The sequence below is a fragment of the Acidovorax temperans genome, assembly GCF_006716905.1.
Lineage (GTDB): Bacteria > Pseudomonadota > Gammaproteobacteria > Burkholderiales > Burkholderiaceae_C > Acidovorax > Acidovorax temperans.
Genome location: NZ_VFPV01000001.1, coordinates 1,330,763 through 1,354,284, shown reverse-complemented (window position 1 = coordinate 1,354,284; position 23,522 = coordinate 1,330,763). Strand labels below are relative to the sequence as shown.

The window sequence follows — 23,522 nt, the reverse complement described above, 5'->3', positions numbered from 1 at the left end:
AAATCGATACTCCCATGAGCCTTCTAGAAGTCAAAAACCTCGTCGTCGAATTTCCAGGCCGTCGCGGCACCCTGCGCGCTCTGGACGACATCTCTTTCTCCATCGCACCCGGCGAGATCCTGGGCGTGGTGGGTGAATCGGGCGCGGGCAAGTCGCTCACCGGCGCGGCCATCATCGGCCTGCTCGAACCTCCAGGCCGTTTGGCCTCGGGCCAGATCCTGCTCGAAGGCCAGCGCATCGACAACCTGGGCGACGAAGAAATGCGCCACATCCGTGGCCGCCGCATCGGTGCGATTTTTCAGGACCCGCTGACCTCGCTGAACCCGCTGTACACAGTGGGCCGCCAGTTGACGGAAACCATCCTGGCCCACCTGCCCGTGAACGCGGCCGAAGCCCGCCAGCGCGCCATCCAGCTGCTCAAGGACACCGGCATTCCGGCGGCCGAAGAGCGCATTGACCACTACCCGCACCAGTTCTCGGGCGGCATGCGCCAGCGCGTGGTGATTGCCCTGGCCCTGGCGGCCGAGCCCAAGCTGATCGTGGCCGACGAGCCCACCACGGCGCTGGATGTGTCCATCCAGGCGCAGATCATCACGCTGCTGAAAAACATCTGCAAATCGCGCGGTGCGGCTGTCATGCTCATCACCCACGACATGGGCGTGATTGCCGAGACCTGCGACCGCGTGGCCGTGCTGTACGCCGGCCGTGTGGCCGAGATTGGCCCGGTGCACGATGTGATCAACCAGCCTTCGCACCCCTACACCGCCGGCCTCATGGCCTCCATCCCCGACATGGAGCAAGACCGTGAGCGCCTGAACCAGATCGATGGCGCCATGCCGCGCCTGAACGCCATTCCCCAGGGCTGCGCCTACAACCCGCGCTGCCCACAGAAATTTGACCGCTGCATGACCGACCGCCCCGACCTGATGAGTGCCGGAAACACCCGCGCCGCCTGCTGGCTGCACGCTGCTGACAACACCAAGGTGGCCGCATGAGCAGCGCAGTGAATTCCACACACAAGCCCCTGGTGCAGGCGCACGACCTGGCCAAGACTTTTGACGTGTCCGCCCCCTGGCTCAACCGCGTGCTGGAAGGAAAACCCCGCACGCTGCTGCACGCTGTGGACGGTGTGAGCTTTGAAATCGAGAAGGGCAAGACGCTGGCCCTGGTGGGCGAATCCGGCTGTGGCAAGAGCACCGTGGCGCGCCTGCTGGTGGGCCTGTATGACCCCACGCGCGGTGGCCTCACTTTTGATGGGCAAGACGCCCACGCTGCCTTCAAGGGCAGCAACGCCAAGGCCATGCGCCGCCGCATCCAGATGATCTTCCAAGACCCCTACGCCAGCCTGAACCCGCGCTGGCTGGTCGAAGACATCATTGGCGAGCCGCTCAAGGAGCATGGCCTCATCACCGACAAGGCCCAGCTTAAGCAACGCGTGGGCGAGCTGCTGCAGTCGGTGGGCCTGTCGCCGCTCGACATGGTGAAGTACCCGCACCAGTTCTCGGGCGGCCAGCGCCAGCGCATCTCGATTGCGCGCGCCCTGGCCACCGAGCCCGAGTTCCTGGTGTGCGACGAGCCCACCAGCGCGCTCGACGTGTCGGTGCAGGCGCAGGTGCTCAACATCATGAAGGACCTGCAGCGCGAGCGGCAGCTTACCTACCTGTTCATCAGCCACAACCTGGCCGTGGTGCGCCATGTGAGTGACCAGGTGGGCGTGATGTACCTGGGCCGCCTGGTGGAGTTGGCCGACAAGCACACGCTGTTTGACACGCCGCGCCACCCCTACACGCGCATGCTGCTCGATGCCATCCCCAAGATGCACGACACCGGCAAGGCCCGCACCCCCGTGCAGGGCGAGGTGCCCAACCCGCTCAACCCGCCACCGGGCTGCGCCTTCAACCCACGCTGCCCACATGTGAACGAGCGCTGCCGCACCGAGCGGCCCCAGCTGCTCACGCTGGGCGGCATCCGCATTGCGTGCCATGCGGTGGAAGAAGGGCGCATCTGAGGGGGCGTGAAAACGCACACCCGGTACGCTTTCTGATCTCAATAGCTACCTCTGCCCATGTTTGTGGGTAGAGGTTTGCTATCAAAAACATAGCTTCTGGCGCTTATCTATCAAGCGCTAGAGGCTATTTTTGTATGTGGATCTCAATCACGCCTGCGTGGGCAGGGCTCGCCCCAGCAGGTAGTCGATGCAGGTGCGCACCGCGCGCGTCTGGTGCCTGTCGGGCATGTAGAGCATGAACATCTGCGTGCCGAAAATGCTCAGGCGCCATTCGTTCAGCGTAGTCAGCACCTCGTCGCTGGTCACGGCGTCTTGCACCACATAGTCGGGCACCAGGCCCACGCCCAGCCCGGCCAGAATGCCCTGGCGCAGAAACGGAAAGTGCTCGGAGATGATGGTTGGCTCCAGCAGCACCTCCTGGCGCAGCTCGCCTTGGTAGCCCCGCAGGCGCAGCTGCTTGCCCACCACGCCCGAGGTGATCACCGGCGCGGCCCGCAGCGCCTCGAAGGTTTGCGGCAGGCCCTGCGCTTCTGCATAGGCGCGGGATGCGCAGGCAATGTAGCGCACGCTGCCCAGGTCGCGCGCCACCAGCGTGGGCGGGGGCTCGGGCATCACGCGGATGGCAATGTCCACTTCGTCGCGGATCAGATCGTCCACCCGGTTTTCAAAGCGCACATCCAGCACGATGCCGGGGTACAGGCGCTTGAAGTCGATCAGCCAGTCAGACATCACCATCTGCCCGTAACCGCTGGGCACGCTCAGGCCCACCCGGCCCTGCAGGCCCTGGCCCAGCGTCGCAATCGTTTCGCGCGCAGCCAGCATTTCGTTCTGAATGGCTCGGCCATGCGCGTACAGGCGCAGGCCCACTTCGGTGGGCTCTACCCGGCGCGTGGTGCGGCGCACCAGTTGCACGCCGACCGACTTTTCCAGCTGGTGCAGGTGGTAGCTCACGTTGGCCCGGGTCATCTTCAGGTTGCGGGCCGCCTGGCTCAGGTTGCCTGCGTCCAGGATGTCCACCAGCACGGTGAGGGAGGTGAGTTCCATAACAAAGGTGGTGTGATGAGGCCATGCGCCGCTTTTGTCAAAAGCGTTTTGACAGTCTGTCAATGGACTATGTAATTGTCAAGATAGTTTCGCGCATCAACAATCACCCGGTCATCAACAGCCACTGACCAGGAGACTCCCCGCATGGGCGCTGCCGCTTCCGCCTCTTCCGTTGTTACCACCGCCTTGCATGGTGACGTGCTGGTGGTCACCATCGACAACCCACCGGTCAACGCCCTCGGCGCTGCCGTGCGCCAGGGCCTGCTGGCCGCCCTGCAACAGGCGCAGGCCGATGCGGCCGTGGCCGCCGTGCTGCTGGTGGGCGCAGGCAAGGCCTTCATTGCCGGGGCCGACATTCGCGAATTTGGCAAGCCGCCCGTGCCCCCGGCGCTGCCGGAGGTCTGCCGCGCCATCGAAGGCTCGGACAAGCCCGTCGTGGCCGTGCTGCACGGCGCCGCCCTGGGCGGTGGGCTGGAAGTGGCCCTGTCGGCCCACTACCGCCTGGCATTGCCCGCCGCCACGGTGGGCTTGCCCGAAGTGAACCTGGGCCTGCTGCCCGGCTCGGGCGGCACGCAGCGCGCACCGCGCCTGATGGGCGTGCAGGCTGCTACCAGCCTCATGCTAAGCGGTCAGCACCTCAAGGCCCAGGCTGCGCTGCAGGCTGGTCTGGTGGACAAATTGGTTGAAGGCGCCGACGCGCAGGCCGCAGGCCTGGCCTATGTGCGCGAACTGCTCACCGCCAAGGCCCCCGTGCGCCGCACCCGGGATCTGGCGATTGCCGAACCTCAGGCTGCGCTGGCCTGGCTGGAAGAGCAAAAGGCCGAGACCGCGAAGAAGGCCCGCGGCCTGTTCTCGCCCCTCAAGATCATCGAATGCGTGCAAGCCGCTGTGCAACTGCCGTTCGACGAAGGCCTGGCCCGTGAGCGTGCGCTGTTCATCGAATGCCTGGACAGCCCCCAGCGCGCTGGCCTCATCCACGCCTTCTTTGCCGAGCGTGAAGTGGCCAAGGTGCCTGAAGCCCAGGCCGCGCAGCCACGCCCCGTGGCCAGTGTTGCCGTGATCGGTGGCGGCACCATGGGTGCGGGCATTGCCGTGGCCGCGCTGGATGCCGGTTTGCCCGTGACCATGATCGAGCGCGATGCCGAGTCCATCGCCCGTGGCCGCGCCAACGTGGAAAAGGTCTACAACGGCCTGGTGGCCAAGGGCCGCATGACTGAAGCCGCCAAGGCCGCCGTGATGGCGCGCTACACCGGCAGCACCGACTACGCCGACATCGCCCAGGTGGACCTGGTGATCGAAGCCGTGTTTGAAGACCTGGAGGTGAAGAAGGCCGTGTTCCGCGAGCTGGACCGCGTGTGCAAGCCCGGTGCCGTGCTGGCCACCAACACGTCTTACCTCGATATCGACGCGATTGCCGCAGCCACCAGCCGCCCGCAGGACGTGATCGGCCTGCACTTCTTCAGCCCCGCCAACATCATGAAGCTGCTGGAGATCGTGGTGCCCGCCAAGGTGGCGGCCGACGTGGTGGCCACGGCGTTCGAGCTGGCCAAGAAGCTCAAGAAGGTGCCCGTGCGCGCCGGTGTGTGCGACGGTTTCATCGGCAACCGCATCCTGGCCGTGTACAAGCAGGCGGCTGACTACCTCATGGAAGACGGCGCCAGCCCTTACGAAATCGACGCGGCCGTGCGCGGCTTTGGCTTTGCCATGGGCCCGTTCCAGGTGACGGACCTGGCCGGTGGAGACATTGGCTGGGCCACGCGCAAGCGCCGCGCCGCCACGCGCGACCCCAAGGCCCGGTACGTGGAGATTGCCGACCGCATCTGCGAGCGCGGCTGGTTTGGCCAGAAGACCGGGCGCGGTTTTTACCTCTACCCCGAAGGCGCCCGCGTAGGCCAGCCCGACCCTGAAGTGCTGGCCATTGTGGATGCCGAGCGCGCCAAGAAAGGCATCACGCCGCGCAGCTTCAGCGCCGACGAGATCATGCGCCGCTACATGGCCGCCATGGTCAACGAAGGCGCCAAGGTGGTGGCCGAAGGCATTGCCCTGCGCCCGCTGGATGTGGACGTGACCTTCGTCGCGGGCTATGGCTTCCCGCGCCACCGTGGGGGCCCCATGAAGTGGGCCGACATGACGGGTCTGAACAAGGTGCGGGCCGACATCCAGGCCTTTGCCAAGGAAGACCCGCTGTTCTGGAAGCCCGCGCCGCTGCTGGAACAACTGGTGGCCGAAGGCCGCAATTTCGACAGCCTGAACAAGGCGGCTTGATCGCCCCAGCGGTCATCAAAAACAGGAGCTGCCAGCGCTTGTATTTCAATGATTTCAAAGGGTTTTCATGTTGAAAGCCCCGTGAATCAAGCGCTAGCAGCTATCAAAAACAAAGCACTCTCACACACCCAGGAGCCCGCCATGCGCGAAGCCGTCATCGTTTCCACCGCCCGTACCCCGCTGGCCAAGTCGCACCGCGGCGAATTCAACCAAACCCCTGGCGCCCAGCTGGGTGCCTTCTCGGTGCAGGCTGCCGTGCAGCGCGCAGGCATTGACCCCGGCCTGATCGAAGACTTGATCTGGGGCTGCGGCTACCCTGAGGGCACCACCGGCCGCAACATTGGCCGCCAGACGGCGCTGCGCGCAGGCCTGCCCGTCACCGTGGGTGGCACCGTCATCAACCGTTTCTGCTCCTCTGGCCTGCAGGCCATTGCCGTGGCCGCCGGGCGCATCGTGCTCGAAGGCGTGCCAGCCATGGTGGCCGGTGGTGTGGAAAGCATTTCGCTGATGAACCCCGCCGGCCGCAGCGGTGCATCGCACCTGGACCCCTGGCTGGTGGAACACAAGCCCGCGCTGTTCATGGAAATGATCGACACCGCCGACGTGGTGGCGCAGCGCTACGGCATCACGCGTGAAGACCAGGACGCTTTCTCGCTGCAAAGCCAGCAGCGCACGGCGGCCGCGCAGGCCAGCGGCGTGTTCGACAACGAAATCGTGCCCTGCAAAACCACCATGGCCGAGAAGAACAAGGAAACGGGCGAGGTGACCTACCGCGAGGTGGTGGCCACCATGGACAACTGCAACCGCCCCAGCACCACGCTGGAGGGCCTGGCCAAGCTGGAGCCCGTGAAGGGCGCGGGCAAGTTCGTCACGGCGGGCAATGCCTCGCAGTTGTCAGACGGCTCGGCCGCCTGCGTGATGATGGAAGCGAAAGAGGCCGAGCGCCGTGGCCTGCAGGCCCTGGGCGCTTTCCGTGGCTTTGCCGTGGCGGGCTGCGAACCTGACGAGATGGGCATTGGCCCCGTGTTCGCCGTGCCCCGCCTGCTGGAGCGCGCGGGCCTCAAGGTCGAAGACATTGCCCTGTGGGAGCTGAACGAGGCCTTTGCCTCGCAGGCTCTGTATTGCCAACGCCAGCTCGGCATTCCGATGGAGCGGCTCAACGTCAACGGCGGTGCCATCTCCATCGGCCACCCCTTTGGCATGACGGGCGCGCGCCTGGCCGGTCACATCCTGCTCGAAGGCCAGCGCCGCAAGGCCAAGGACCCCTCCGTGAAGTGGGCCGTGGTGACCATGTGCATCGGCGGCGGCCAAGGCGCGGCTGGCCTGTTCGAGATTTTCTGATCCATCCAACGCAATCCATTCCTGAAACCGACGACCGACATGGACCTGAATTTCACCCCTGAAGAAGAAGCCTTCCGCGCCGAGGTGCAGGCTTTCCTCAAAGACAAGCTGCCCGCGCGCATCGCCAACAAGGTCAAGGCTGGCCAGCGCCTGACCAAGGCGGACCAGGACGAGTGGCACGCCATCCTGAACGAACGCGGCTGGCTGGCCAACCACTGGCCCGAGGAATACGGCGGCCCCGGCTGGGGCGCGGTCGAGAAGTTCATCTTCGACACCGAGTGCGCCCTGGCCGGTGGCCCGCGCATCGTGCCCTTTGGCGTGAACATGCTGGGCCCGGTGCTCATCAAGTTTGGCAACGAGGCGCAGAAAAAATACTGGCTACCGCGCATCCTGAGCGGTGAGGACTGGTGGTGCCAGGGCTACTCCGAACCCGGCGCGGGCTCGGACCTGGCTTCGGTGAAAACCACAGCCGTGCGCCAGGGCGCCCACTACATCGTCAACGGCCAGAAGACCTGGACCACCCAGGGCCAGCACGCCAACATGATCTTCTGCCTGGTGCGCACGGACCGCGAAGCCAAGGCCCAGTCGGGCATCAGCTTCCTGCTGGTGGACATGAAGTCGCCCGGCGTAGAGCTGCGCCCCATCCGCACGCTCGATGGTGACAAGGAAGTCAACGAAGTGTTTTTCACCGACGTGAAGGTGCCGGTGGAAAACCTGGTGGGCGAGGAAAACAAGGGCTGGACGTACGCCAAGTACCTGCTGACCTACGAACGCACGGGCATTGCCGGCGTGGGCTTTTGCATTGCCGCGCTGGCAAAGCTCAAGGTCATTGCCGCCAAGGTCATGAAGAACGGCAAGCCGCTGGACCAGGACCCGCTGTTTGCCGCCCGCATGGCCCAGGTCGAGATTGATCTGGAGAACATGAAGACCACCAACCTGCGCGTGATTGCCGCCGTGGCCGGTGGCGGCGTGCCCGGTGCGGAAAGCTCCATGCTCAAGATACGCGGCACCGAGATTCGCCAGGAAATTTTGTCGCTGATGCGCCGCGCCGTGGGCCCGTACGCGCTGCCCTTCATTGAAGAAGCCCAGTACGAAGGCTATGCCGAAGAACCCGTGGGCCCGAAAGAGGCAGCGACAGCGGCGGCCAACTACTTCAACTACCGCAAGCTGTCGATCTTCGGCGGCTCCAATGAAATCCAGAAGAACATCATTTCAAAAATGATCTTGGGCCTGTGAGGTTGCCGCGATGAACTTTGAACATACCGAAGACCGCCGCATGCTGGCGGACACCCTGAACCGCTTCGTGGCCGAGCAGTACGGCATCGAAACCCGCAACCACATTGCCTACGGCGACAAGGGTATGGACCCCGCCCTGTGGTCCCGCTTTGCCGAACTGGGCGCGATTGGCGCGCTGTTCCCGGAGGCCGATGGCGGCTTTGGCGGCGCGGGCTTTGATGTGGCCGTGGTGTTTGAAGCCCTGGGCAGTGGCCTGGTGGTGGAGCCTTTCCTGGGCGCACTGGTGGTGGGCCGGGCACTGGGCCTGGCCGGTAGCGCAGCGCAAAAGGAACACATTGCCAGCATCATCGACGGCAGCACCGTGGTGACCCTGGCGCACGAAGAGCCTGGTGCGCACTACGCCCTGAACCGCGTGACGACCCGCGCTGTGCGCAATGGCGACGGCTGGCTGCTCACCGGCCACAAGGCGGTGGTGGTGCATGGTGACCAGGCGCAGATGCTGCTGGTAAGCGCCCGCACCTCGGGCGCGGTGGACGATGAAGACGGCATCTCGCTGTTCCTGGTGCCCGCCGATGCTGCACGCCTCACACGCCGTGGCATGGGCCGCATCGACGGTGGCCGCGTAGCCGAAGTCACGCTGCAGAACGTGCAAGTCGGCGCGGGTGCGCTGCTGGGCGCGGAAGGGCAGGGCTTTGCCACGCTGGAGCGCGCCGTGGGCTGGGGCATTCTGGCCGTGTGTGCCGAGGCGCTGGGCGCCATGGATGTGGCCAAGAAGCACACGCTGGAATACCTGCAAACGCGCAAGCAGTTTGGTGTGCCGATTGGCAGCTTCCAGGCCCTGCAGCACCGCATGGCCGACTTGCTGCTCGAAGTGGAGCAGGCCCGCTCCGCCGTCATCAATGCCGCGGCCGCCATGGACAGCACCGACCGCGCCGAGCGCGAGCGCGCACTGTCGGCCGCCAAGGTCACCATGGGCCGCATCGGCGCTCTGGTGGCAGAAGAAAGCATTCAGCTGCACGGCGGCATCGGCATGACGTGGGAGTTGCCGCTGTCGCACTACGCCAAGCGCCTCGTCATGGTGGACCACCAGTTTGGTGATGAAGACCACCACCTGGCGCGCTTCATCGCGCTGGGCCAGGGCTGAGGCCATGGAGCAGCCACTGCCTCTGCTGCAACGCCGCGAGGGCGCGGTGTTGGTGCTCTCCAACAACAACCCGGCCGCGCGCAATGCGCTGTCGCCCGCGCTCTACGCGGCGCTGACCGAGGCATTGGCGCAGGCCGAGGCCGACCCCACCGTGGGTGCCATCGTGCTCACGGGCGAGGGCGGGCACTTCTGCGCGGGCGGTGACTTGCGCCAATTGGCCAGGCGCCGCGAACTGCCCATTGAAGAGCGCCGCGCCAAGCTCGAAGGCCTGCACGACCTGATCCGTACCGTGCGCGATTGCCGCAAGCCGGTGATTGCCGCAGTGGAGGGCGCTGCCGCCGGTGCGGGCCTGTCGCTGGCGCTGGCCTGCGACATGCTGGTGGCTGCGCGCAATGCCGTGTTCTCGGTCGCGTATGTGAAGGTGGGCCTCACGCCCGACGGCGGTGCTACCGCCTTCCTGGCCGAGTTCGTTTCGCGCCAGGTGCTGACCGAGCTGTGCCTGACGGGCGAACGCATCTCTGGCGAGCGCCTGCACGCGCTGGGCCCTGTCAACCGCCTGGCCGAACCGGGCGGGGCCCTGGCCCAGGCGCTGGCGCTGGCTGCGCAAGTGGGCACCGGGCCCGATATAGCCATGGGCCGCATCAAGGCGCTGTGCCGCAGTGCTTATGCGCAGCCGCTGGACGACCAACTGGAGCTGGAAGCACAGCTCATGGTGCAGTCGCAAGCCACCGAAGAATCCCGCGAAGGCATTGGCGCTTTTCTGGAAAAGCGCCCGGCCGATTTTGTACGCCTGCGCCAGGTCAATGCACCGCGCACTGGCAATGAAGAGACTCAGCCATGACCCAGCAAACATCTCCCAATCCATCGCTGCCCGAGGGCATGGACTTCCCGCTCGAAGGCGTGCGTGTGCTCGATCTTTCGCGCGTGTTCGCCGGCCCACTGTGCGGCCAGGTGCTGGCCGACTTTGGTGCCGACGTGATCAAGGTGGAACACCCCGGCCGGGGCGACGACACCCGCGACTGGGGCATGCGCATCGGCAAGACCGAGACCACCTACTACAACAGCATGAACCGCAACAAGCGGTCCATCACGGTGGATTTGCAAACCCCCGAAGGCGTGAAGATCATCCACAGCCTGCTGCCGCAGTGCGACGTGGTGATCCAGAACTTCAAGACCGGTGGCGCCGAAAAACTGGGCCTGGGCTACGAGCAGCTCAAGGCCATCAAGCCTGATCTGATTTATTGCTCGGTATCGGGCTACGACAGCTCTGGCCCCGAAGCCAGGCGGCCCGGCTACGACCTGGTGATCCAGGCCGAGGCGGGGCTCATGGCCATCAACGGGGAAGCCAGCCAGCCGCCGCTGAAGTTTGGCGTGGCCGCTGTGGACATGATGACCGGCATGTACGCCGCGCAGGCCGTGCTGGCCGCGCTGTTCCGCCGCGAACGCACGGGCAAGGGCCGCCACATCGAGATGGCGCTGTACGACTGCGGCCTGATGATCACCGGCTATTACGGGCTCGATGCCCTGCTGCTGGGCCACGACCCGCAGCGCTATGGCAACGCGCACCCGTCCATCGTGCCCTACGGCATGTACGACGCGGCCGATGGCCCGCTCATCATCGGCGTGGGCAACAACGCGCAGTTCGACAAGTTCTGCCGCCAGGTCATCGAGCGCCCCGACATCGTCGAAGACCCCCGCTTTGCCACCAATGTGGAGCGCGCCAAGAACCGCCTGGTGCTGGGCCCCATGCTCAAGGAGTTGATTGCCGGCTTCCCGCGCGATGTGCTGCTGGAGCGCCTGTCGGCCGCCGGCATTCCCTGCGGCAAGGTGGCTGGTTTGCATGAAGCGCTGACCAGCGAACGCACGCGCCGTGGCGGCCTGCTCCAAGAGATGCCGCACCCCGTGGCCGGCACGACGCATGTGTTTGCGCCGCCGTACCGCCTCGATGGTCAACGCCTGCCCATTCGCAACGCGCCACCCACGCTGGGCGCGGCCACGCGCGATGTGCTGCAGCAGCTGCTGCAACTGCCCGAGGCCGAACTGCAAGCCCTGCGCGACAAGGGTGTACTGACCCTGCCACCGCTTTGATTGCTATATAAGTAATAGCTGCTAGCGCTTTTAAATAGGGCGCTGCAGCCGGTTTTCACTACAACCCAAGGAGACAAAACATGCGTACATCGAACATCCACCGCCGTAGCGTATTGCAAGGCCTGGCCGCTTTGGGCAGCACGGGCCTGCTGGGTTCTGCCCTGGCCCAGGCGGGCAAAGACGCCTGGCCCAGCAAACCCATCCGGCTGGTGGTGCCCTACCAGGCGGGCGGCGCGACCGACATCACGGCCCGCACCCTGGGCGAAAAGCTCTCGGCCCGCCTGGGCCAGCCCGTGTTGGTGGACAACCGGGGTGGCGCTGGCGGCGTGAGCGGCACCGACCACGCCCTCAAGTCGCCAGCCGATGGCTACACGCTGCTGGTGTCTTTGGGCACCACCATGCTCATCAACCAGTTCCTGTACGAGCGCCTTCCCTACCAGCCGCAAAAAGACCAGGCCCTCATCACGCAGATTGCCCTGGCGCCGGTGGTGCTGCTGGTGCCCCCGCAACTGCCGGTGTCCAACGCGCAGGAGCTGATGGCGTACATCGACCGCAACAAGGGCAAGGTCGCCTACGGCTCGTGGGGCGCGGGCTCGTATGCCCATCTGGCGGGCGCGTGGCTGTCGGACAAGCTCAAGGCCGACATGAACCATGTGCCCTACAAGGGCGAGGCGCCCATGCTGCAAGACCTGGTGGGCGGTCAGCTCCAGATGGCGTTTGCCAGCCTGCAGTCGGCTCGGCCCTATATCGAGTCAGGCCGACTCAAGACCTTGGCTGTAACCGGCACGCAGCGCATGGACGCGCTGCCCAAGATTGCCACCATGTCCGAACAGGGCATCAAGGATGAGGTGTTCCAGGTGACCGGCTGGCTTGGCATGAGCGCCCCTGCCAAGACGCCTCCTGAAGTGGTGGCCCGCCTGGGCACCGAGCTGCAGGCCGTGATCGCCATGCCCGAAGTGCGCGAGCGCATCCAGCAGATGGGCTTCATCCCGGTGGGTAGCAGCCCCGAGCAGTTCAACGCCCAGTTCAAGAAAGATGCGCCTGTGTGGGAGCGGGTGGTGAAGGTCTCTGGCGCAAAGCTTGATTGAGGCGACGTTGAATAAGTCCTCGCGATGCGGCGGGCCCTGGATCGGGATGGGCTGCAAGGCGCAAAACGCAGCCATAGCCATTGCTATGGCGAGTATTTGCAACGCCGCAGACCGTCCTGAGCCAGGGATGCGCCGCTCGGGAGGACTTGTTCAGCGTTGCCTTAACCCCCTGAGCCGCTGCGCGGCTTCCCCCGCTCTCGCAACGCTGCGCGTTGCGGGCAGGGGACGCAGCCAGCGCGGCGGGGCGGCCCTTGCGCGGCTGCTCCCGCTTCGGCCGCGCCAGTTTCGGACGGCGTGGGCCTACGCAGCGCTAAAGACCACTGAAAGACAAGACGTTTTCGCCATGAACAAACCATCCCTTTTCCCCGCCACCTTTTCGCGCCGCGCGGTGCTCGCCGCAACTGCAGCAGTCTCGGCCATCGGTCTGCTGGGCACGGCCCCGGCGCATGCCCAGGCCTGGCCCAACAAGATGATCAAGCTGGTGGTGCCGTTCCCGGCGGGTGGCCCCACCGACACGGCCTCGCGCATCGTCGGTCAGCGCCTGTCCGAGCGGCTGGGCCAGCCGGTGGTGGTGGAAAACCGCGCAGGGGCTTCGGGTTCCATCGCGGCGGCCCAGGTGGCCAAGAGCCCGGCCGATGGCTACACGCTGATGATGCTCGCCACGCCCACGCTGCTGGCGCCGCACCTGTACAAAAAGGCAGGCTACGACACGACGAAGGATTTCACGCCCGTGGCCACGGTGTACGACCTGCCCATCGTGGTGGTCGTCAACCCCGCGCAGATGCCTTCGGTGACCGATGTGCAAAAGCTCATCACCCACGCCAAGGCGCGGCCTGGCCAGCTCAACTACACCAGCTCGGGCGCAGGCAGCTTTGGCCACCTGAGCATGGAACTGCTCAAGCAGATGGGTGGCTTTGAAATGCAGCACGTGCCCTACAAGGGCGGCGTGCCCGCCATCACCGACACCATCGGTGGCCAGGTGCCGCTGATGTATGCCGACCTGGTGGCTGCGCTGCCCCACATTCAGGCAGGCAAGCTGCGCGCCATTGCCGTGGGTTCGCCCCAGCGCGTGGCCATGCTGCCCGATGTGAAGACCATTGCCGAGCAGGGCTTCAAGGGCTACGAAGCCGTGTCGTGGGGCGGCCTGATGGCGCCACCCGGCACGCCCAAGGCCGTGGTGGACCGCATCGCGGGCGAGGTCAAGCAGATCCTGGCCGACAAGGAAATCCAGGACAAGCTGCTCACCGCCGGTGCCATCGCCGCCTTCCAGTCGCCTGAACAGATGGCCCAGCGCATCAAGAGCGACTACGCCAAGTGGGGCGCTGTGATCCGCGACAAGGGCATCTCGAACGAGTAAGAGCAGCTCCCAAAACTCCCCTGGCGTCGTTGTTCCGCCTTGTCGTACTGTTTGTACTGTCTGCGGCGGAACGCCTAGCCAGGGCCGCTTCGCTGAGTTTTGTCAGCCGCTCTCAATGTGCCACCCGCACACCCACAACAAAAACCAAGGAAAGACGTTCCCATGAAAGTTCTCGTACCCGTCAAGCGCGTGGTGGACTACAACGTGAAGGTCCGCGTGAAGTCGGACTTGCGCGGTGTGGACATCGCCAACGTGAAGATGAGCATGAACCCCTTTGACGAAATCGCCGTTGAAGAGGCCGTGCGCCTGAAAGAAAAAGGCCTGGTGACCGAAGTCATCGCAGTCTCGTGCGGCGTGGCCCAATGCCAGGAAACCCTGCGCACCGCCATGGCCATCGGCGCTGACCGCGCCATCCTGGTGGAAACCGATGCCGAACTGCAGCCCCTGGCCGTGGCCAAGCTCCTCAAAGCCCTGGTCGACAAAGAACAGCCCCAGCTCATCATCCTGGGCAAACAAGCCATCGACGACGACGCCAACCAGACCGGCCAGATGCTCGCCGCCTTGGCAGACCTGCCCCAGGCCACCTTCGCCAGCAAGGTGGAACTGGCTGCTGACAAAGTCAGCGTGACCCGTGAAGTGGACGGCGGCCTCGAAACCCTGGCCCTGACTCTCCCCGCAGTCATCACCACCGACCTGCGCCTGAACGAACCCCGCTACGTCACCTTGCCCAACATCATGAAGGCCAAGAAAAAGCAGCTGGACACCGTCAAGCCAGAAGACCTCAGCGTGGACGTGGCACCCCGCCTCAAGACCCTCAAAGTGACTGAACCTGCCAAGCGCGGCGCGGGTGTGAAGGTGGCCGACGTGGCTGCTTTGGTCGAGAAACTCAAGAACGAAGCAAAAGTCATCTAAGGAGAACAAGAAATGACAACTCTCGTTATTGCTGAACACGACAACGCCTCCATCAAAGGCGCAACCCTGAACACCGTCACCGCCGCTGTTGCTTGCGGCGGCGATGTGCACGTGCTCGTCGCCGGCCACAACGCCGCAGCAGCCGCACAAGCCGCAGCCCAGATCGCCGGTGTCGCCAAAGTCATCCACGCCGACGCAGCAGGCCTGGCCCACGGCCTCGCAGAAAACGTCGCCGCACAGGTCCTGGCCATCGCATCCCACTACAGCCACATCCTCTTCCCCGCCACCGCTGGCGGCAAGAACGTCGCCCCCCGCGTGGCCGCCAAGCTCGACGTCGCCCAGATCAGCGACATCACCAAGGTTGTGAGCGCAGACACCTTCGAGCGCCCCATCTACGCCGGCAACGCCATCGCTACGGTGCAAAGCGCAGATAGCGTCAAAGTCATCACCGTGCGCACCACCGGCTTTGACGCCGCAGCCGCCACCGGTGGCTCTGCCGCCGTCGAAACCGCAGCCGCCACAGCCGACAACGGCAAGAGCAGCTTCATCGGCAGCGAAATCGCCAAGAGCGACCGGCCCGAGCTCACCGCCGCCAAGATCATCGTCTCCGGTGGCCGGGCTTTGGGCAGCGCCGAGAAGTTCAACGAAGTCATCACCCCACTGGCCGACAAGCTGGGCGCAGCCATTGGCGCCAGCCGCGCAGCGGTGGATGCGGGCTACGCCCCCAACGATTTGCAAGTGGGCCAGACCGGCAAGATCGTGGCGCCGCAGCTGTACATCGCTGCTGGTATCTCGGGTGCGATCCAGCACTTGGCCGGTATGAAGGATTCCAAGGTGATCGTGGCGATCAACAAGGATCCAGAGGCACCGATCTTCAGCGTGGCCGACTATGGGCTGGAGGCGGACTTGTTCACGGCTGTGCCTGAATTGATCAAGGCCCTCTGACTTGCCCAGGCCTTCCACCATCGGCCCGCATGTGCAAGGCTGATTGCTACTAAAAACATAGCTGCTAGCGCTTATCCATAAAGCGTTAGCAGCTATTTTTACTTGAAAAACGATACAGGAGACAACACCATGAACGCATCCCTTTCCCGCCGCCGCATCGTGCAGGCCACAGGCGCTGCGCTGGCCACGGCCGCGCTGCCCGCACTGGCGCAGTCCGGCTGGCCCAGCCGCCCCATTCGCATCGTGGTGCCGTACACCGCCGGTGGCTTCACCGACCAGATGGCGCGCCTGCTGACCGTGGGCCTGCAAAAGCAGTTGGGCCAGCCCGTGGTGATCGACAACAAGCCCGGTGCCAACAGCATCATCGGTGTGGAAGCCGTGGCCAAGGCCGCGCCCGACGGGCACACCTTTGGGGTGGTGATTCCGGCCTTCACCGCCAACACCACGCTGTACCCCAAGCTGCCCTACAACCCGCGCAAGGATCTGGTGGGCGTGTCGCTCATGGGCGTATCGCCCCTGGTGGCTGCCGTGGCGCCCAATGCGCCGTTTAAAACGGTGAAGGAACTGGTGGCTTACGCCAAGGCCAACCCGGGCAAGGTGAGCTTTGCTTCATCAGGCACCGGCTCGGCCGCGCACCTGACGAGCGAGCTGCTCAAGTCGCTCACGCAGACGTTCATGGTGCACATTCCCTACCGTGGCGCGGCACCGGCGCTCACTGATCTGCTGGGCGGCCAGGTGCCGTTGTTTCTCGATCCACCTCCCAACCTCATCCAGCCTGCCAAGGCAGGTCGCATCACGCTGATTGGCGTGGCCAGCGAAAAACGCCTGCCCATGCTGCCCGATGTGCCCACCTTCATCGAGCAAGGCATCCCCGGCATGGTGGGCAGCACCTGGGCCAGCATGATTGCTCCGGCAGGCACGCCGCGCGACATCGTCAAACGCATGTCCGACGCGGTGAACGCCATCATCCAGAGCGAAGAAACCAAGGCGAAGCTCGAAGCCATGGGCACCTTCGGCGAAGGCACCACGCCCGAGGCCTGTGACGCCTTCCTGGCAGCCGAGACGACCAAGTGGGGCAAGGTGATCCGCGACGCGGGCGTCACGCTGGATTGATCTGGTGCCGGGCCTGGGGCCTGGCCTTTGAGCCGGTTTGGGGAACGGGCGCTTACGCGTAGCGCTTGGCCCGCAGGTTTTCTTTCATCTGCTGCAGGATGGGTTGCAGCGAGCTGCCGATGCGCAGCGCCACGCAGGTGGCCAGCACGTCAATGATGAGCAGGTGCATCAGGCGCGACACCATGGGGCTGTAACGGTCGTACCCCTCGGGGTGGTCGGCGGCCAGGTGGATGTTGCAGGTGCTGGCCAGCGGTGAACCGCTGGCGGTGATGGCAATGGTGACGGCGCCGTTCTTGCGGGCAATGTCGGCGGCGTCCATCAGGTCGCGCGTGCGGCCCGAGTTGGAGATGATCACGGCGCAGTCGCCCGGCCCCAGCAGCGTGGCGCTCATCACCTGCATGTGACCGTCGCTGCTCGAAATAGAGGTGACGCCCAGGCGGAAGAACTTGTGCTGCGCATCCTGCGCCACGATGCCCGAGTTGCCCACGCCGTAGAACTCGATGCGCTTGCCCTTCTTCCAGGTGTCAGAGATGGCCTGCGCCGCACGCTCCAGCGCCACGGTGCTGGCCGCGTTGCGGTATTGCAGGAAGGCCGCCACGGCGTTGTCCACCACCTTCACCAGCACATCACCCGTCTTGTCGTCCACGTCCACACTGCGGTGGATGAAGGGCACGCCCTCGCTCACGCTGCCAGCCAGCTTGAGCTTGAAGTCGGCCAGCCCGTCGTAGCCCATGCTGCGGCAAAAGCGCACCACGGTGGGCTTGCTCACATGGGCGCGCTCGGCTAGCTCGCGCACAGGCAGGCGGGCAAAGGCGCGGGGGTCGGTCAGCACCAGCTTGGCCACGCGCTGCTCTGCCGGGGCCAGGGAACTCAAGGATGCAGTGATGCGTTCAAGCATGGGAGATCCACAGAAAACGAAACGAGGTAACTGCAATGTAACTTGGTTTCATGCAGCGGGGGCTACCGGTAACGGTGCGCGTCTACACTTGCTATCAGCGCTGGCCCGCCTGTGCCCCCGGTCATTCGCGATGCCTTGCCCTGTTCGCTGTCCACTTTTGAGACCATTGCCATGAACCAACTCGACGCCCTCAAACAGTTCACCACCGTGGTTGCCGACACTGGCGACTTTCTGCAACTGGCCCAGTTCCGTCCGCAGGACGCGACGACCAACCCGTCGCTGATCCTCAAGGCGGTGCAGAAGCCCGAATACGCCCCCCTGCTCAAGGACACCGTGGCCAAGTGGCAAGGGCGGGCGATGGACGAGGTGATTGACCGCCTGCTGGTGCGTTTTGGCTGCGAAATCCTCCAGCATGTGCCGGGTCGCGTTTCTACCGAAGTGGATGCCCGCCTGAGCTTTGACACCAGCGCCACCGTCACGCGCGCTGAGCGCATCATTGAGCTGTACCAGGCCGAAGGCATCCACATCAACCGTGTGCTCATCAAGATCGCCGCCACCTGGGAAGGCATCCAGGCCGCTGCACAGCTGGAGCGCAAGGGCATCCACACCAACCTCACGCTGCTGTTCTCGTTCGCCCAGGCTGTGGCTTGCGGCCAGGCCAAGGTGCAGCTGATCTCGCCCTTTGTGGGCCGCATTTACGACTGGTACAAGAAGCAGGCAGGCGCGAGCTGGGACGAGGCCGCCCGTGCTGGCGCCAACGACCCTGGCGTGCAGTCCGTCACGCAGATCTACAACCACTACAAGCGCTTTGGCATTGCCACCGAGGTGATGGGCGCGAGCTTCCGCAACGTAGGCCAGATCACGGCGTTGGCAGGCTGCGATTTGCTGACCATTGCCCCCGAGCTGCTGGCCCAGCTGGCCGCCACCGAAGCCCCCCTGCAGCCTGCTTTGAGCGCCGATGCCGCCAAGGCGATGGATCTGCCCTTCGTGACCTACGACGAGCCAGGCGTCCGTTATGCCTTGAACGAAGACGCGATGGCGACCGAAAAGCTGGCAGAAGGCATTCGCGCTTTTGCAGTGGATGCGGTCAAGCTCGAAAAGCTGATTCAGGCCATCTGAGCAGGGTTTCTGCCAGCCTTTGACAGGTTCTTAGGGCAGGGCTGGCAGCGAGATCCCCACGCGCAAGCCGTGGGGTGCTATGGACTCTGCAAAGGTTTGCCCAGCATGGCGCAGGGCAATCTCGTCCACGATGGACAAGCCCAGGCCGCAACCGCCGGCCTTGTCTGACCCGCGCCAGAACCGCGCGAACAGGTCGCCCAGATGCTCTGCGGGCACCCCGGGGCCATCGTCTTCCACTGCCAGCGCAGCCATGCCAGGGGCGGTGATGTGCACCCGCACAGTGACCGTGGCGCCGGTGCCAGCGTAGTGCAGTGCGTTGTCAATCAGGTTGTTCAGCGCTTCGCGCAGCAGCAGGGGGTGGCCCAGCACGCGGAGTTGCTCCTCGCCTTCATACCCCAGGTCAATGCCCGCAGCCAGGGCCTTGGCGGTCCATTCGCGGGCGACTTCGCAGGCCAGTTGCGGCAGGTCCAACGGCAGCATGGGCACGTTGCTTTCGGACCGTGCCAGTTGCAGCAGCTGGTGCACCAGGTGGGCACTGCGCTGGGCGGCCGATAACACTTTGTGCAGCCGCTCACGCACCTGGGGCTCATGGCTTTCGTGCAGGGCCAGTTCGGTCTGGCCAATCAGGCCTGCCAGCGGCGTACGCAGCTGATGGGCAGCATCGTTGAGGAAGCGCTTTTCCTTTTGTTGCCCACGGGCCACCGCTTCCAGCAAGCGGTTGATGGTGCTGGCGAGGGAATACACCTCTTGCGGGGCCGAGGTCAGTTCAATGGGCGGTAGCGGGTCTGCTGCGTTGTGGCTGCGCTTGCCAGCCCGCTCAATCTGCGCTTCCAGCCGCTTGAGGGGCTGCAGGCCGCGCAGCACGCCGGCATACACCAGTGCGCTCAGCACCAGGCCCATCAGGCCCATGGGCAGCAGCAGCTGTTCGAGCAGCTCCTGCGCGATGCGTTCACGCACCGTCAGGCTCTGCGCCACCTGCACCCGCAGGCGCTGGCGGGCAGGCTCGCTGCCGTAGTCCACCTCCAGCAAGGCCACACGCACGGTGCGGCTGTCCACCTGTGCGTGGTACAGCAACGGCTCGCCCAGCGTGATGGGCTGTGCGGGCGGCGCAGGCAGCTGCGCGTTGCCCAGCAGAAAGCGGCCGGGCGGGGACGACACCATGTAGGTGATGCGGTCGGCGGGGTCTTGCTCCAGGATGTCTTGTGCGGCTTTGGGAAAGTCCACCAGCAGCCCATCGCCCACCGGCTTGATCTGCCGCGCGAGCGCGCGCACCGACTGGGTCAGCGTCTGGTCAATGCCTTTTTCGCCGTTCTGCAGCGCAATGCGCCACGCCAGAAAGCCACCCGAAAGCCACAGTACCAGCTGGGGCAGCAGCAGCCATAGCAACAGCTTGCGCTGGAGAGAAACACCGGGAACCTGGCGCATGGGATGGGCCTCAGGAGGGAGTTGCGCAGGCCACAAAAACGCCACTGCCCTGGCGATGGCTGCAGGGCCACAGCGACAGGCTCATGGCTTTTCGAGCATGTACCCCAGGCCGCGGATGTTGCGGATGTTGAGGCTGGACTGATCGAGCTTTTTGCGCAGGCGGTGTACGTACACCTCCAGGGCGTTGGAATTGAGCGGGGCGGCGGTCTGGCCAGGCTCGGGGGGGCTGGCGCGCCATGCGGCCAGCACGTCGTCGCGCGTCACCACCTCGCCGCAGCGGTTCACCAGCAACTCCAGCAGTTCCCACTCCCGCTGTGTCAGCTCCAGGGGCTGGCCATCCAGGGCGGCAACGCGGCCTTGGTGGTCGAGTTGCAGGTTGCCGATGGTGGTGCTGGGCCCGCCCTGGGCGCTGGTGGCCTGGGTGAAGGCCGGCTGGCGCGCGCGCCGCAGCATGGCCTGCAGGCGGGCCTGCAGTTCCTGCATGTTGAAGGGTTTGGTGAGGTAATCGTCCGCCCCGGCGTTGAGGCCGCGCACGCGGTCGTCAATGCCATCACGGGCGGTGAGGATGAGCACGGGCAAGCCCACAATGCGGGTGCGCGCCCAGGTCAGCAAGTCCAGTCCGTCAGCATCGGGCAGGCCCAGATCCAGAATGATGCCGTCCACGGCCTGGTCCTGCAAAACCGCCATGCCTTGCGCCACGCTGGTTGCCGTGCAAACGCCGTAATTCAGTTGCTTGAGTTGCCCGGTGAGGGCGTCTTGCAGCAGTGCGTCGTCTTCGACGATCAGTATCGTGGCCATGGGTTTGAGCATAGCAAAGCCCCTGCGAGCGCTTCGTGAATGAGGCCGATCACACCTCAGGGAAAGCCCTGAGCATTTCTTTAATTATTGTAATTAAAGTACGGGCTGCGCTGAACGCAACAATCCTGTGGTGCACCGCCGCAGGCAAACAACCAGGAGACAAGGGATATGTGGAAACTGACAAAAGTCGCCGCTGTGGCGGCTGCCCTGGCAGCAGCAGTGGCTGCACATGCGGGTGAGGTGGAGGTGCTGCACTACTGGACTTCCGGCGGGGAAGCCAAGTCGGCTGCGGAGCTCAAGAAGATGATGCAGGCCAAGGGCCACACCTGGCGTGACTTTGCCGTGGCCGGCGGCGGCGGCGACAGCGCCATGACGGTGCTCAAGAGCCGCGTGATTTCGGGCAACCCCCCATCGGCCGCGCAGGTCAAGGGCCCTGCCATTCAGGAATGGGCATCGGAAGGTGTGCTGGGCAACATGGACGCCCTGGCCAAGTCCGAGAAATGGGACGAGGCGCTGCCCAAGGTCGTGGCCGATGTGATGAAGTACAAGGGCAACTATGTGGCTGCCCCAGTCAACGTGCACCGCGTGAACTGGATCTGGGCCAGCTCTGATGCGCTGAAGAAGGCCGGCGTTGCCGCCATGCCCAAGACCTGGGACGAATTCTTTGCCGCCGCTGACAAGCTCAAGGCTGCGGGCCTGATCCCTGTGGCACACGGCGGCCAGAACTGGCAGGACTTCACTACCTTCGAATCCGTGGTGCTGGGCGTGGGTGGCCCCAAGTTTTACCAGGACGCGCTGGTGAAGCTGGACGACAAGGCCCTGACCAGCGACACCATGAAGAAATCGCTGGAAACCTTCCGCCGTATCAAGACCTACACCGACCCTGGCGCCCCAGGCCGCGACTGGAACCTGGCCACGGCCATGCTCATCCAGGGCAAGGCAGGTTTTCAGCTGATGGGTGACTGGGCCAAGGGCGAGTTCATTGCCGCTGGCAAGGCTCCTGGCAAGGACTTCATGTGCGCCGCAGCGCCCGGCACGTCCAATGCGTTCACCTTCAACGTGGACTCGTTCATTCTGTTCAAGCTGAAAGATGATGCTGCGCAAAAAGCGCAGAGCGACCTGGCCAGCGCCATCATGAGCCCAGGCTTCCAGGAGGTCTTCAACCTGAACAAGGGCTCCATCCCCGTGCGTGCAGGCCAGTCCATGGACAAGTTTGACGACTGTGCCAAGGCATCTGCCAAAGACTTTGCCGATACCGCCAAGTCCGGCGGCCTGGTGCCCAGCGTGGCCCATGGCATGGCCATTGCCCCTGCCACGGAAGGCGCCATCAAGGACGCTGTGAGCCAGTTCTGGAACGACGACAAGGTCAGCGTCGCCGATGCCATGAAGAAGATCGCGACCGCCGCGAAAAACAAGTAACGAGGAGACAACCCAATGCAGACAAGAAACCGCCGCACGGCGGTGGCTTTGGCCGCTACATGCGCGAATGGTGCCTTTGCTATGGATGTAGCAGGCTTTGAGTTCACCGGTTATTCACGGGGTGGCCCCGTGTTCAACCAAACCGACGGTGTCAAGGGCAACCTGGCCCTGGGTGGTGAGCTGCAAAAGTACCGCCTGGGTAACGAGGGAGACAACGGCATTGAAATCGACCTGATCAAACGGTTCGAGACCAGTGGCATCAAGTGGAAGGTCCACTACATGCCCGCCAAGTGGGGCAGTGGCGACATCACCACCCAGCAGGCCTATGTGGAAATGGGTGGCTTTGACTTTGCGCCCGAGGCCAAGTTCTGGGCGGGCCAGCGTCGCCTGCGCATTCAGGACGTGCACATCGTGGACAACTTCCTGATGAACTATGGAGAAAACCAGGGCGCCGGTGTCACCGACATCCCCCTGGGCGGCGCCAAGTTGGGTCTGGGCGTGTTCACCGGCGACAAGTTCGACAACAACCAGCCGGCCAACGTGAAGGCTCGCCGCATCAATGCCGACATCTCCGAGATCAATGTGAATCCGGGCGGCACGCTGCGGGTGTTGCTGACGGCTGTGAACGGCACAGGGCAGGTCAACGGGGGCTCTGGCTCCGGGATTTCTATCTCGCACAACCAGAAAGACTTCCTCATGCCTGGCATGAGCAATGCGCTGTTCCTGCAGGGTTCCCGTGGGCATGCCCGCATTGATGGGCAGTTTGAGTCGATTGATGGCAAGAGCGCGGGCAAGCGCGTCTTCCGTATCGCCGACTCGATTGGCTGGCAAATGGGCCGCTTCGGCGGGCAGGCCTTGATTGGTTATCAGACCAACAAGGCCGATTTGACCAACGTGGAGACCAAGGACTTCTCGCTGGGTGCGCGCGGTTCTTACGCCTTCACCAAGCACTTCAAGGGCCTGGCAGAACTGTCCACCACCACGCGCAAGGGCGCGGGCGCGGACCAGCGCTTGTCCAAGGTCACCCTGGCCGGTGCCCTGGCATTGAACGAAGACTTCTGGTCGCGCCCCGAGCTGCGGCTGTATGTGACCAAGGCCAACTGGAACCAGGCAGCCGCGGTGGCCAACGCCGCCACGTTTGGTGCCAATGGCAAGACCTCACGCACGTTGGTGGGCGTGCAGTACGAGGTGTGGTGGTGAGAGTGTGAAAAAGCGAGTGAGTCTGAGGTAGTTACTTTGTTCGTTTGGTGGAGCTCTGGGCGCTCCCCCCTTTTTTCATGTTCACAACATGACTCGTGGTGACTGGACAGGACCGCGTTTGG

Annotated in this window: 20 protein-coding genes; 16 read left to right on the top strand and 4 right to left on the bottom strand. The window is 64.6% G+C overall.

Annotation, left to right across the window (positions count from 1 at the left end; translation table 11 throughout):
- The first annotated feature begins 14 nt into the window (after positions 1-14).
- Positions 15-995: an ABC transporter ATP-binding protein gene (locus BDD18_RS06530; RefSeq protein ID WP_142082020.1), complete on the top strand. Its 981-nt coding sequence runs from the start codon at positions 15-17 to the stop codon at positions 993-995.
- Positions 992-2,008, top strand: coding sequence for an ABC transporter ATP-binding protein (locus BDD18_RS06525; RefSeq protein ID WP_066693573.1), 1,017 nt, complete (start codon positions 992-994; stop codon positions 2,006-2,008). The genes BDD18_RS06530 and BDD18_RS06525 overlap by 4 nt, the downstream gene beginning before the upstream one ends.
- Before the next feature lie 147 nt (positions 2,009-2,155).
- Here BDD18_RS06525 and BDD18_RS06520 read toward each other — a convergent pair whose 3' ends face one another.
- A complete protein-coding gene (locus tag BDD18_RS06520; protein ID WP_142082018.1) occupies positions 2,156-3,052 on the bottom strand; it encodes a LysR family transcriptional regulator in 897 nt (298 codons plus the stop codon).
- Between the two features lie 144 nt (positions 3,053-3,196).
- Between BDD18_RS06520 and BDD18_RS06515 the strand changes: the two genes are divergently transcribed.
- The 11 genes from BDD18_RS06515 (at position 3,197) to BDD18_RS06465 (ending at position 16,541) form a co-directional block, all read left to right on the top strand.
- Positions 3,197-5,317, top strand: a complete 2,121-nt coding sequence (locus BDD18_RS06515; protein ID WP_142082015.1) for a 3-hydroxyacyl-CoA dehydrogenase NAD-binding domain-containing protein — start codon at positions 3,197-3,199, stop codon at positions 5,315-5,317.
- Positions 5,318-5,458: 141 nt separating this feature from the next.
- A complete protein-coding gene (locus BDD18_RS06510) occupies positions 5,459-6,658 on the top strand; it encodes an acetyl-CoA C-acyltransferase (protein WP_044399840.1) in 1,200 nt (399 codons plus the stop codon).
- A 39-nt stretch (positions 6,659-6,697) separates the two neighbouring features.
- On the top strand, positions 6,698-7,894 hold the full coding sequence (locus tag BDD18_RS06505) for an acyl-CoA dehydrogenase family protein (protein WP_142082013.1): 1,197 nt from the start codon (positions 6,698-6,700) through the stop codon (positions 7,892-7,894).
- 10 nt (positions 7,895-7,904) lie between these two features.
- Positions 7,905-9,038 carry an acyl-CoA dehydrogenase family protein gene (locus BDD18_RS06500; protein ID WP_142082011.1) on the top strand — a complete coding sequence of 378 codons (1,134 nt, stop codon included), beginning with the start codon at positions 7,905-7,907 and terminating at the stop codon, positions 9,036-9,038.
- 4 nt (positions 9,039-9,042) lie between these two features.
- Complete coding sequence (locus BDD18_RS06495) at positions 9,043-9,879, top strand: oxepin-CoA hydrolase, alternative type (RefSeq protein WP_142082547.1); 837 nt, start codon at positions 9,043-9,045, stop codon at positions 9,877-9,879.
- Complete coding sequence (locus BDD18_RS06490) at positions 9,876-11,126, top strand: CaiB/BaiF CoA transferase family protein (RefSeq protein WP_142082009.1); 1,251 nt, start codon at positions 9,876-9,878, stop codon at positions 11,124-11,126. The genes BDD18_RS06495 and BDD18_RS06490 overlap by 4 nt, the downstream gene beginning before the upstream one ends.
- 80 nt (positions 11,127-11,206) lie before the next feature.
- Complete coding sequence (locus BDD18_RS06485) at positions 11,207-12,214, top strand: Bug family tripartite tricarboxylate transporter substrate binding protein (protein WP_044399817.1); 1,008 nt, start codon at positions 11,207-11,209, stop codon at positions 12,212-12,214.
- A 343-nt stretch (positions 12,215-12,557) separates the two neighbouring features.
- Complete coding sequence (locus BDD18_RS06480) at positions 12,558-13,571, top strand: Bug family tripartite tricarboxylate transporter substrate binding protein (protein ID WP_142082007.1); 1,014 nt, start codon at positions 12,558-12,560, stop codon at positions 13,569-13,571.
- Between the two features lie 162 nt (positions 13,572-13,733).
- Positions 13,734-14,483: an electron transfer flavoprotein subunit beta/FixA family protein gene (locus BDD18_RS06475; protein ID WP_142082005.1), complete on the top strand. Its 750-nt coding sequence runs from the start codon at positions 13,734-13,736 to the stop codon at positions 14,481-14,483.
- A 12-nt stretch (positions 14,484-14,495) separates the two neighbouring features.
- Positions 14,496-15,428: an electron transfer flavoprotein subunit alpha/FixB family protein gene (locus tag BDD18_RS06470; protein ID WP_142082004.1), complete on the top strand. Its 933-nt coding sequence runs from the start codon at positions 14,496-14,498 to the stop codon at positions 15,426-15,428.
- 129 nt (positions 15,429-15,557) lie between these two features.
- Positions 15,558-16,541 (top strand): tripartite tricarboxylate transporter substrate binding protein, encoded by a 984-nt coding sequence (locus tag BDD18_RS06465; protein WP_142082002.1) that lies wholly within the window; start codon positions 15,558-15,560, stop codon positions 16,539-16,541.
- A 52-nt stretch (positions 16,542-16,593) separates the two neighbouring features.
- Here BDD18_RS06465 and BDD18_RS06460 read toward each other — a convergent pair whose 3' ends face one another.
- The gene (locus BDD18_RS06460; RefSeq protein WP_066699038.1) at positions 16,594-17,439 is read right to left on the bottom strand and encodes a MurR/RpiR family transcriptional regulator; all 846 of its coding nucleotides are present in this window, start codon (positions 17,437-17,439) and stop codon (positions 16,594-16,596) included.
- 171 nt (positions 17,440-17,610) lie between these two features.
- On the opposite strand from BDD18_RS06460, the gene tal reads away from it, so the two are divergent.
- Positions 17,611-18,558: a transaldolase gene (tal, locus tag BDD18_RS06455; protein ID WP_142082000.1), complete on the top strand. Its 948-nt coding sequence runs from the start codon at positions 17,611-17,613 to the stop codon at positions 18,556-18,558.
- Between the two features lie 30 nt (positions 18,559-18,588).
- On the opposite strand, the gene BDD18_RS06450 is transcribed toward tal, so the two are convergent.
- Positions 18,589-19,983 (bottom strand): sensor histidine kinase, encoded by a 1,395-nt coding sequence (locus BDD18_RS06450; RefSeq protein ID WP_142081998.1) that lies wholly within the window; start codon positions 19,981-19,983, stop codon positions 18,589-18,591.
- 81 nt (positions 19,984-20,064) lie between these two features.
- On the bottom strand, positions 20,065-20,781 hold the full coding sequence (locus BDD18_RS06445; protein WP_066695112.1) for a response regulator transcription factor: 717 nt from the start codon (positions 20,779-20,781) through the stop codon (positions 20,065-20,067).
- A gap of 168 nt (positions 20,782-20,949) precedes the next feature.
- On the opposite strand from BDD18_RS06445, the gene BDD18_RS06440 reads away from it, so the two are divergent.
- Positions 20,950-22,200, top strand: a complete 1,251-nt coding sequence (locus tag BDD18_RS06440; RefSeq protein ID WP_066695110.1) for an ABC transporter substrate-binding protein — start codon at positions 20,950-20,952, stop codon at positions 22,198-22,200.
- Positions 22,201-22,215: 15 nt separating this feature from the next.
- Positions 22,216-23,400 carry a carbohydrate porin gene (locus tag BDD18_RS06435; RefSeq protein ID WP_211360687.1) on the top strand — a complete coding sequence of 395 codons (1,185 nt, stop codon included), beginning with the start codon at positions 22,216-22,218 and terminating at the stop codon, positions 23,398-23,400.
- Positions 23,401-23,522: the final 122 nt, after the last annotated feature.

Bases quoted from the DNA above. Each gene is read 5' to 3' on its own strand.
- BDD18_RS06525 (WP_066693573.1), top strand. From the start codon at position 992: ATGAGCAGCGCAGTGAATTCCACACACAAGCCCCTGGTGCAGGCGCAC.
- BDD18_RS06450 (WP_142081998.1), bottom strand. From the start codon at position 19,983: ATGCGCCAGGTTCCCGGTGTTTCTCTCCAGCGCAAGCTGTTGCTATGG.
- BDD18_RS06530 (WP_142082020.1), top strand. From the start codon at position 15: ATGAGCCTTCTAGAAGTCAAAAACCTCGTCGTCGAATTTCCAGGCCGT.
- BDD18_RS06475 (WP_142082005.1), top strand. From the start codon at position 13,734: ATGAAAGTTCTCGTACCCGTCAAGCGCGTGGTGGACTACAACGTGAAG.
- BDD18_RS06520 (WP_142082018.1), bottom strand. From the start codon at position 3,052: ATGGAACTCACCTCCCTCACCGTGCTGGTGGACATCCTGGACGCAGGC.
- BDD18_RS06485 (WP_044399817.1), top strand. From the start codon at position 11,207: ATGCGTACATCGAACATCCACCGCCGTAGCGTATTGCAAGGCCTGGCC.
- BDD18_RS06510 (WP_044399840.1), top strand. From the start codon at position 5,459: ATGCGCGAAGCCGTCATCGTTTCCACCGCCCGTACCCCGCTGGCCAAG.
- BDD18_RS06515 (WP_142082015.1), top strand. From the start codon at position 3,197: ATGGGCGCTGCCGCTTCCGCCTCTTCCGTTGTTACCACCGCCTTGCAT.
- BDD18_RS06500 (WP_142082011.1), top strand. From the start codon at position 7,905: ATGAACTTTGAACATACCGAAGACCGCCGCATGCTGGCGGACACCCTG.
- BDD18_RS06480 (WP_142082007.1), top strand. From the start codon at position 12,558: ATGAACAAACCATCCCTTTTCCCCGCCACCTTTTCGCGCCGCGCGGTG.
- BDD18_RS06460 (WP_066699038.1), bottom strand. From the start codon at position 17,439: ATGCTTGAACGCATCACTGCATCCTTGAGTTCCCTGGCCCCGGCAGAG.
- BDD18_RS06440 (WP_066695110.1), top strand. From the start codon at position 20,950: ATGTGGAAACTGACAAAAGTCGCCGCTGTGGCGGCTGCCCTGGCAGCA.
- BDD18_RS06435 (WP_211360687.1), top strand. From the start codon at position 22,216: ATGCAGACAAGAAACCGCCGCACGGCGGTGGCTTTGGCCGCTACATGC.
- BDD18_RS06490 (WP_142082009.1), top strand. From the start codon at position 9,876: ATGACCCAGCAAACATCTCCCAATCCATCGCTGCCCGAGGGCATGGAC.
- BDD18_RS06470 (WP_142082004.1), top strand. From the start codon at position 14,496: ATGACAACTCTCGTTATTGCTGAACACGACAACGCCTCCATCAAAGGC.
- BDD18_RS06495 (WP_142082547.1), top strand. From the start codon at position 9,043: ATGGAGCAGCCACTGCCTCTGCTGCAACGCCGCGAGGGCGCGGTGTTG.
- BDD18_RS06465 (WP_142082002.1), top strand. From the start codon at position 15,558: ATGAACGCATCCCTTTCCCGCCGCCGCATCGTGCAGGCCACAGGCGCT.
- tal (WP_142082000.1), top strand. From the start codon at position 17,611: ATGAACCAACTCGACGCCCTCAAACAGTTCACCACCGTGGTTGCCGAC.
- BDD18_RS06445 (WP_066695112.1), bottom strand. From the start codon at position 20,781: ATGGCCACGATACTGATCGTCGAAGACGACGCACTGCTGCAAGACGCC.
- BDD18_RS06505 (WP_142082013.1), top strand. From the start codon at position 6,698: ATGGACCTGAATTTCACCCCTGAAGAAGAAGCCTTCCGCGCCGAGGTG.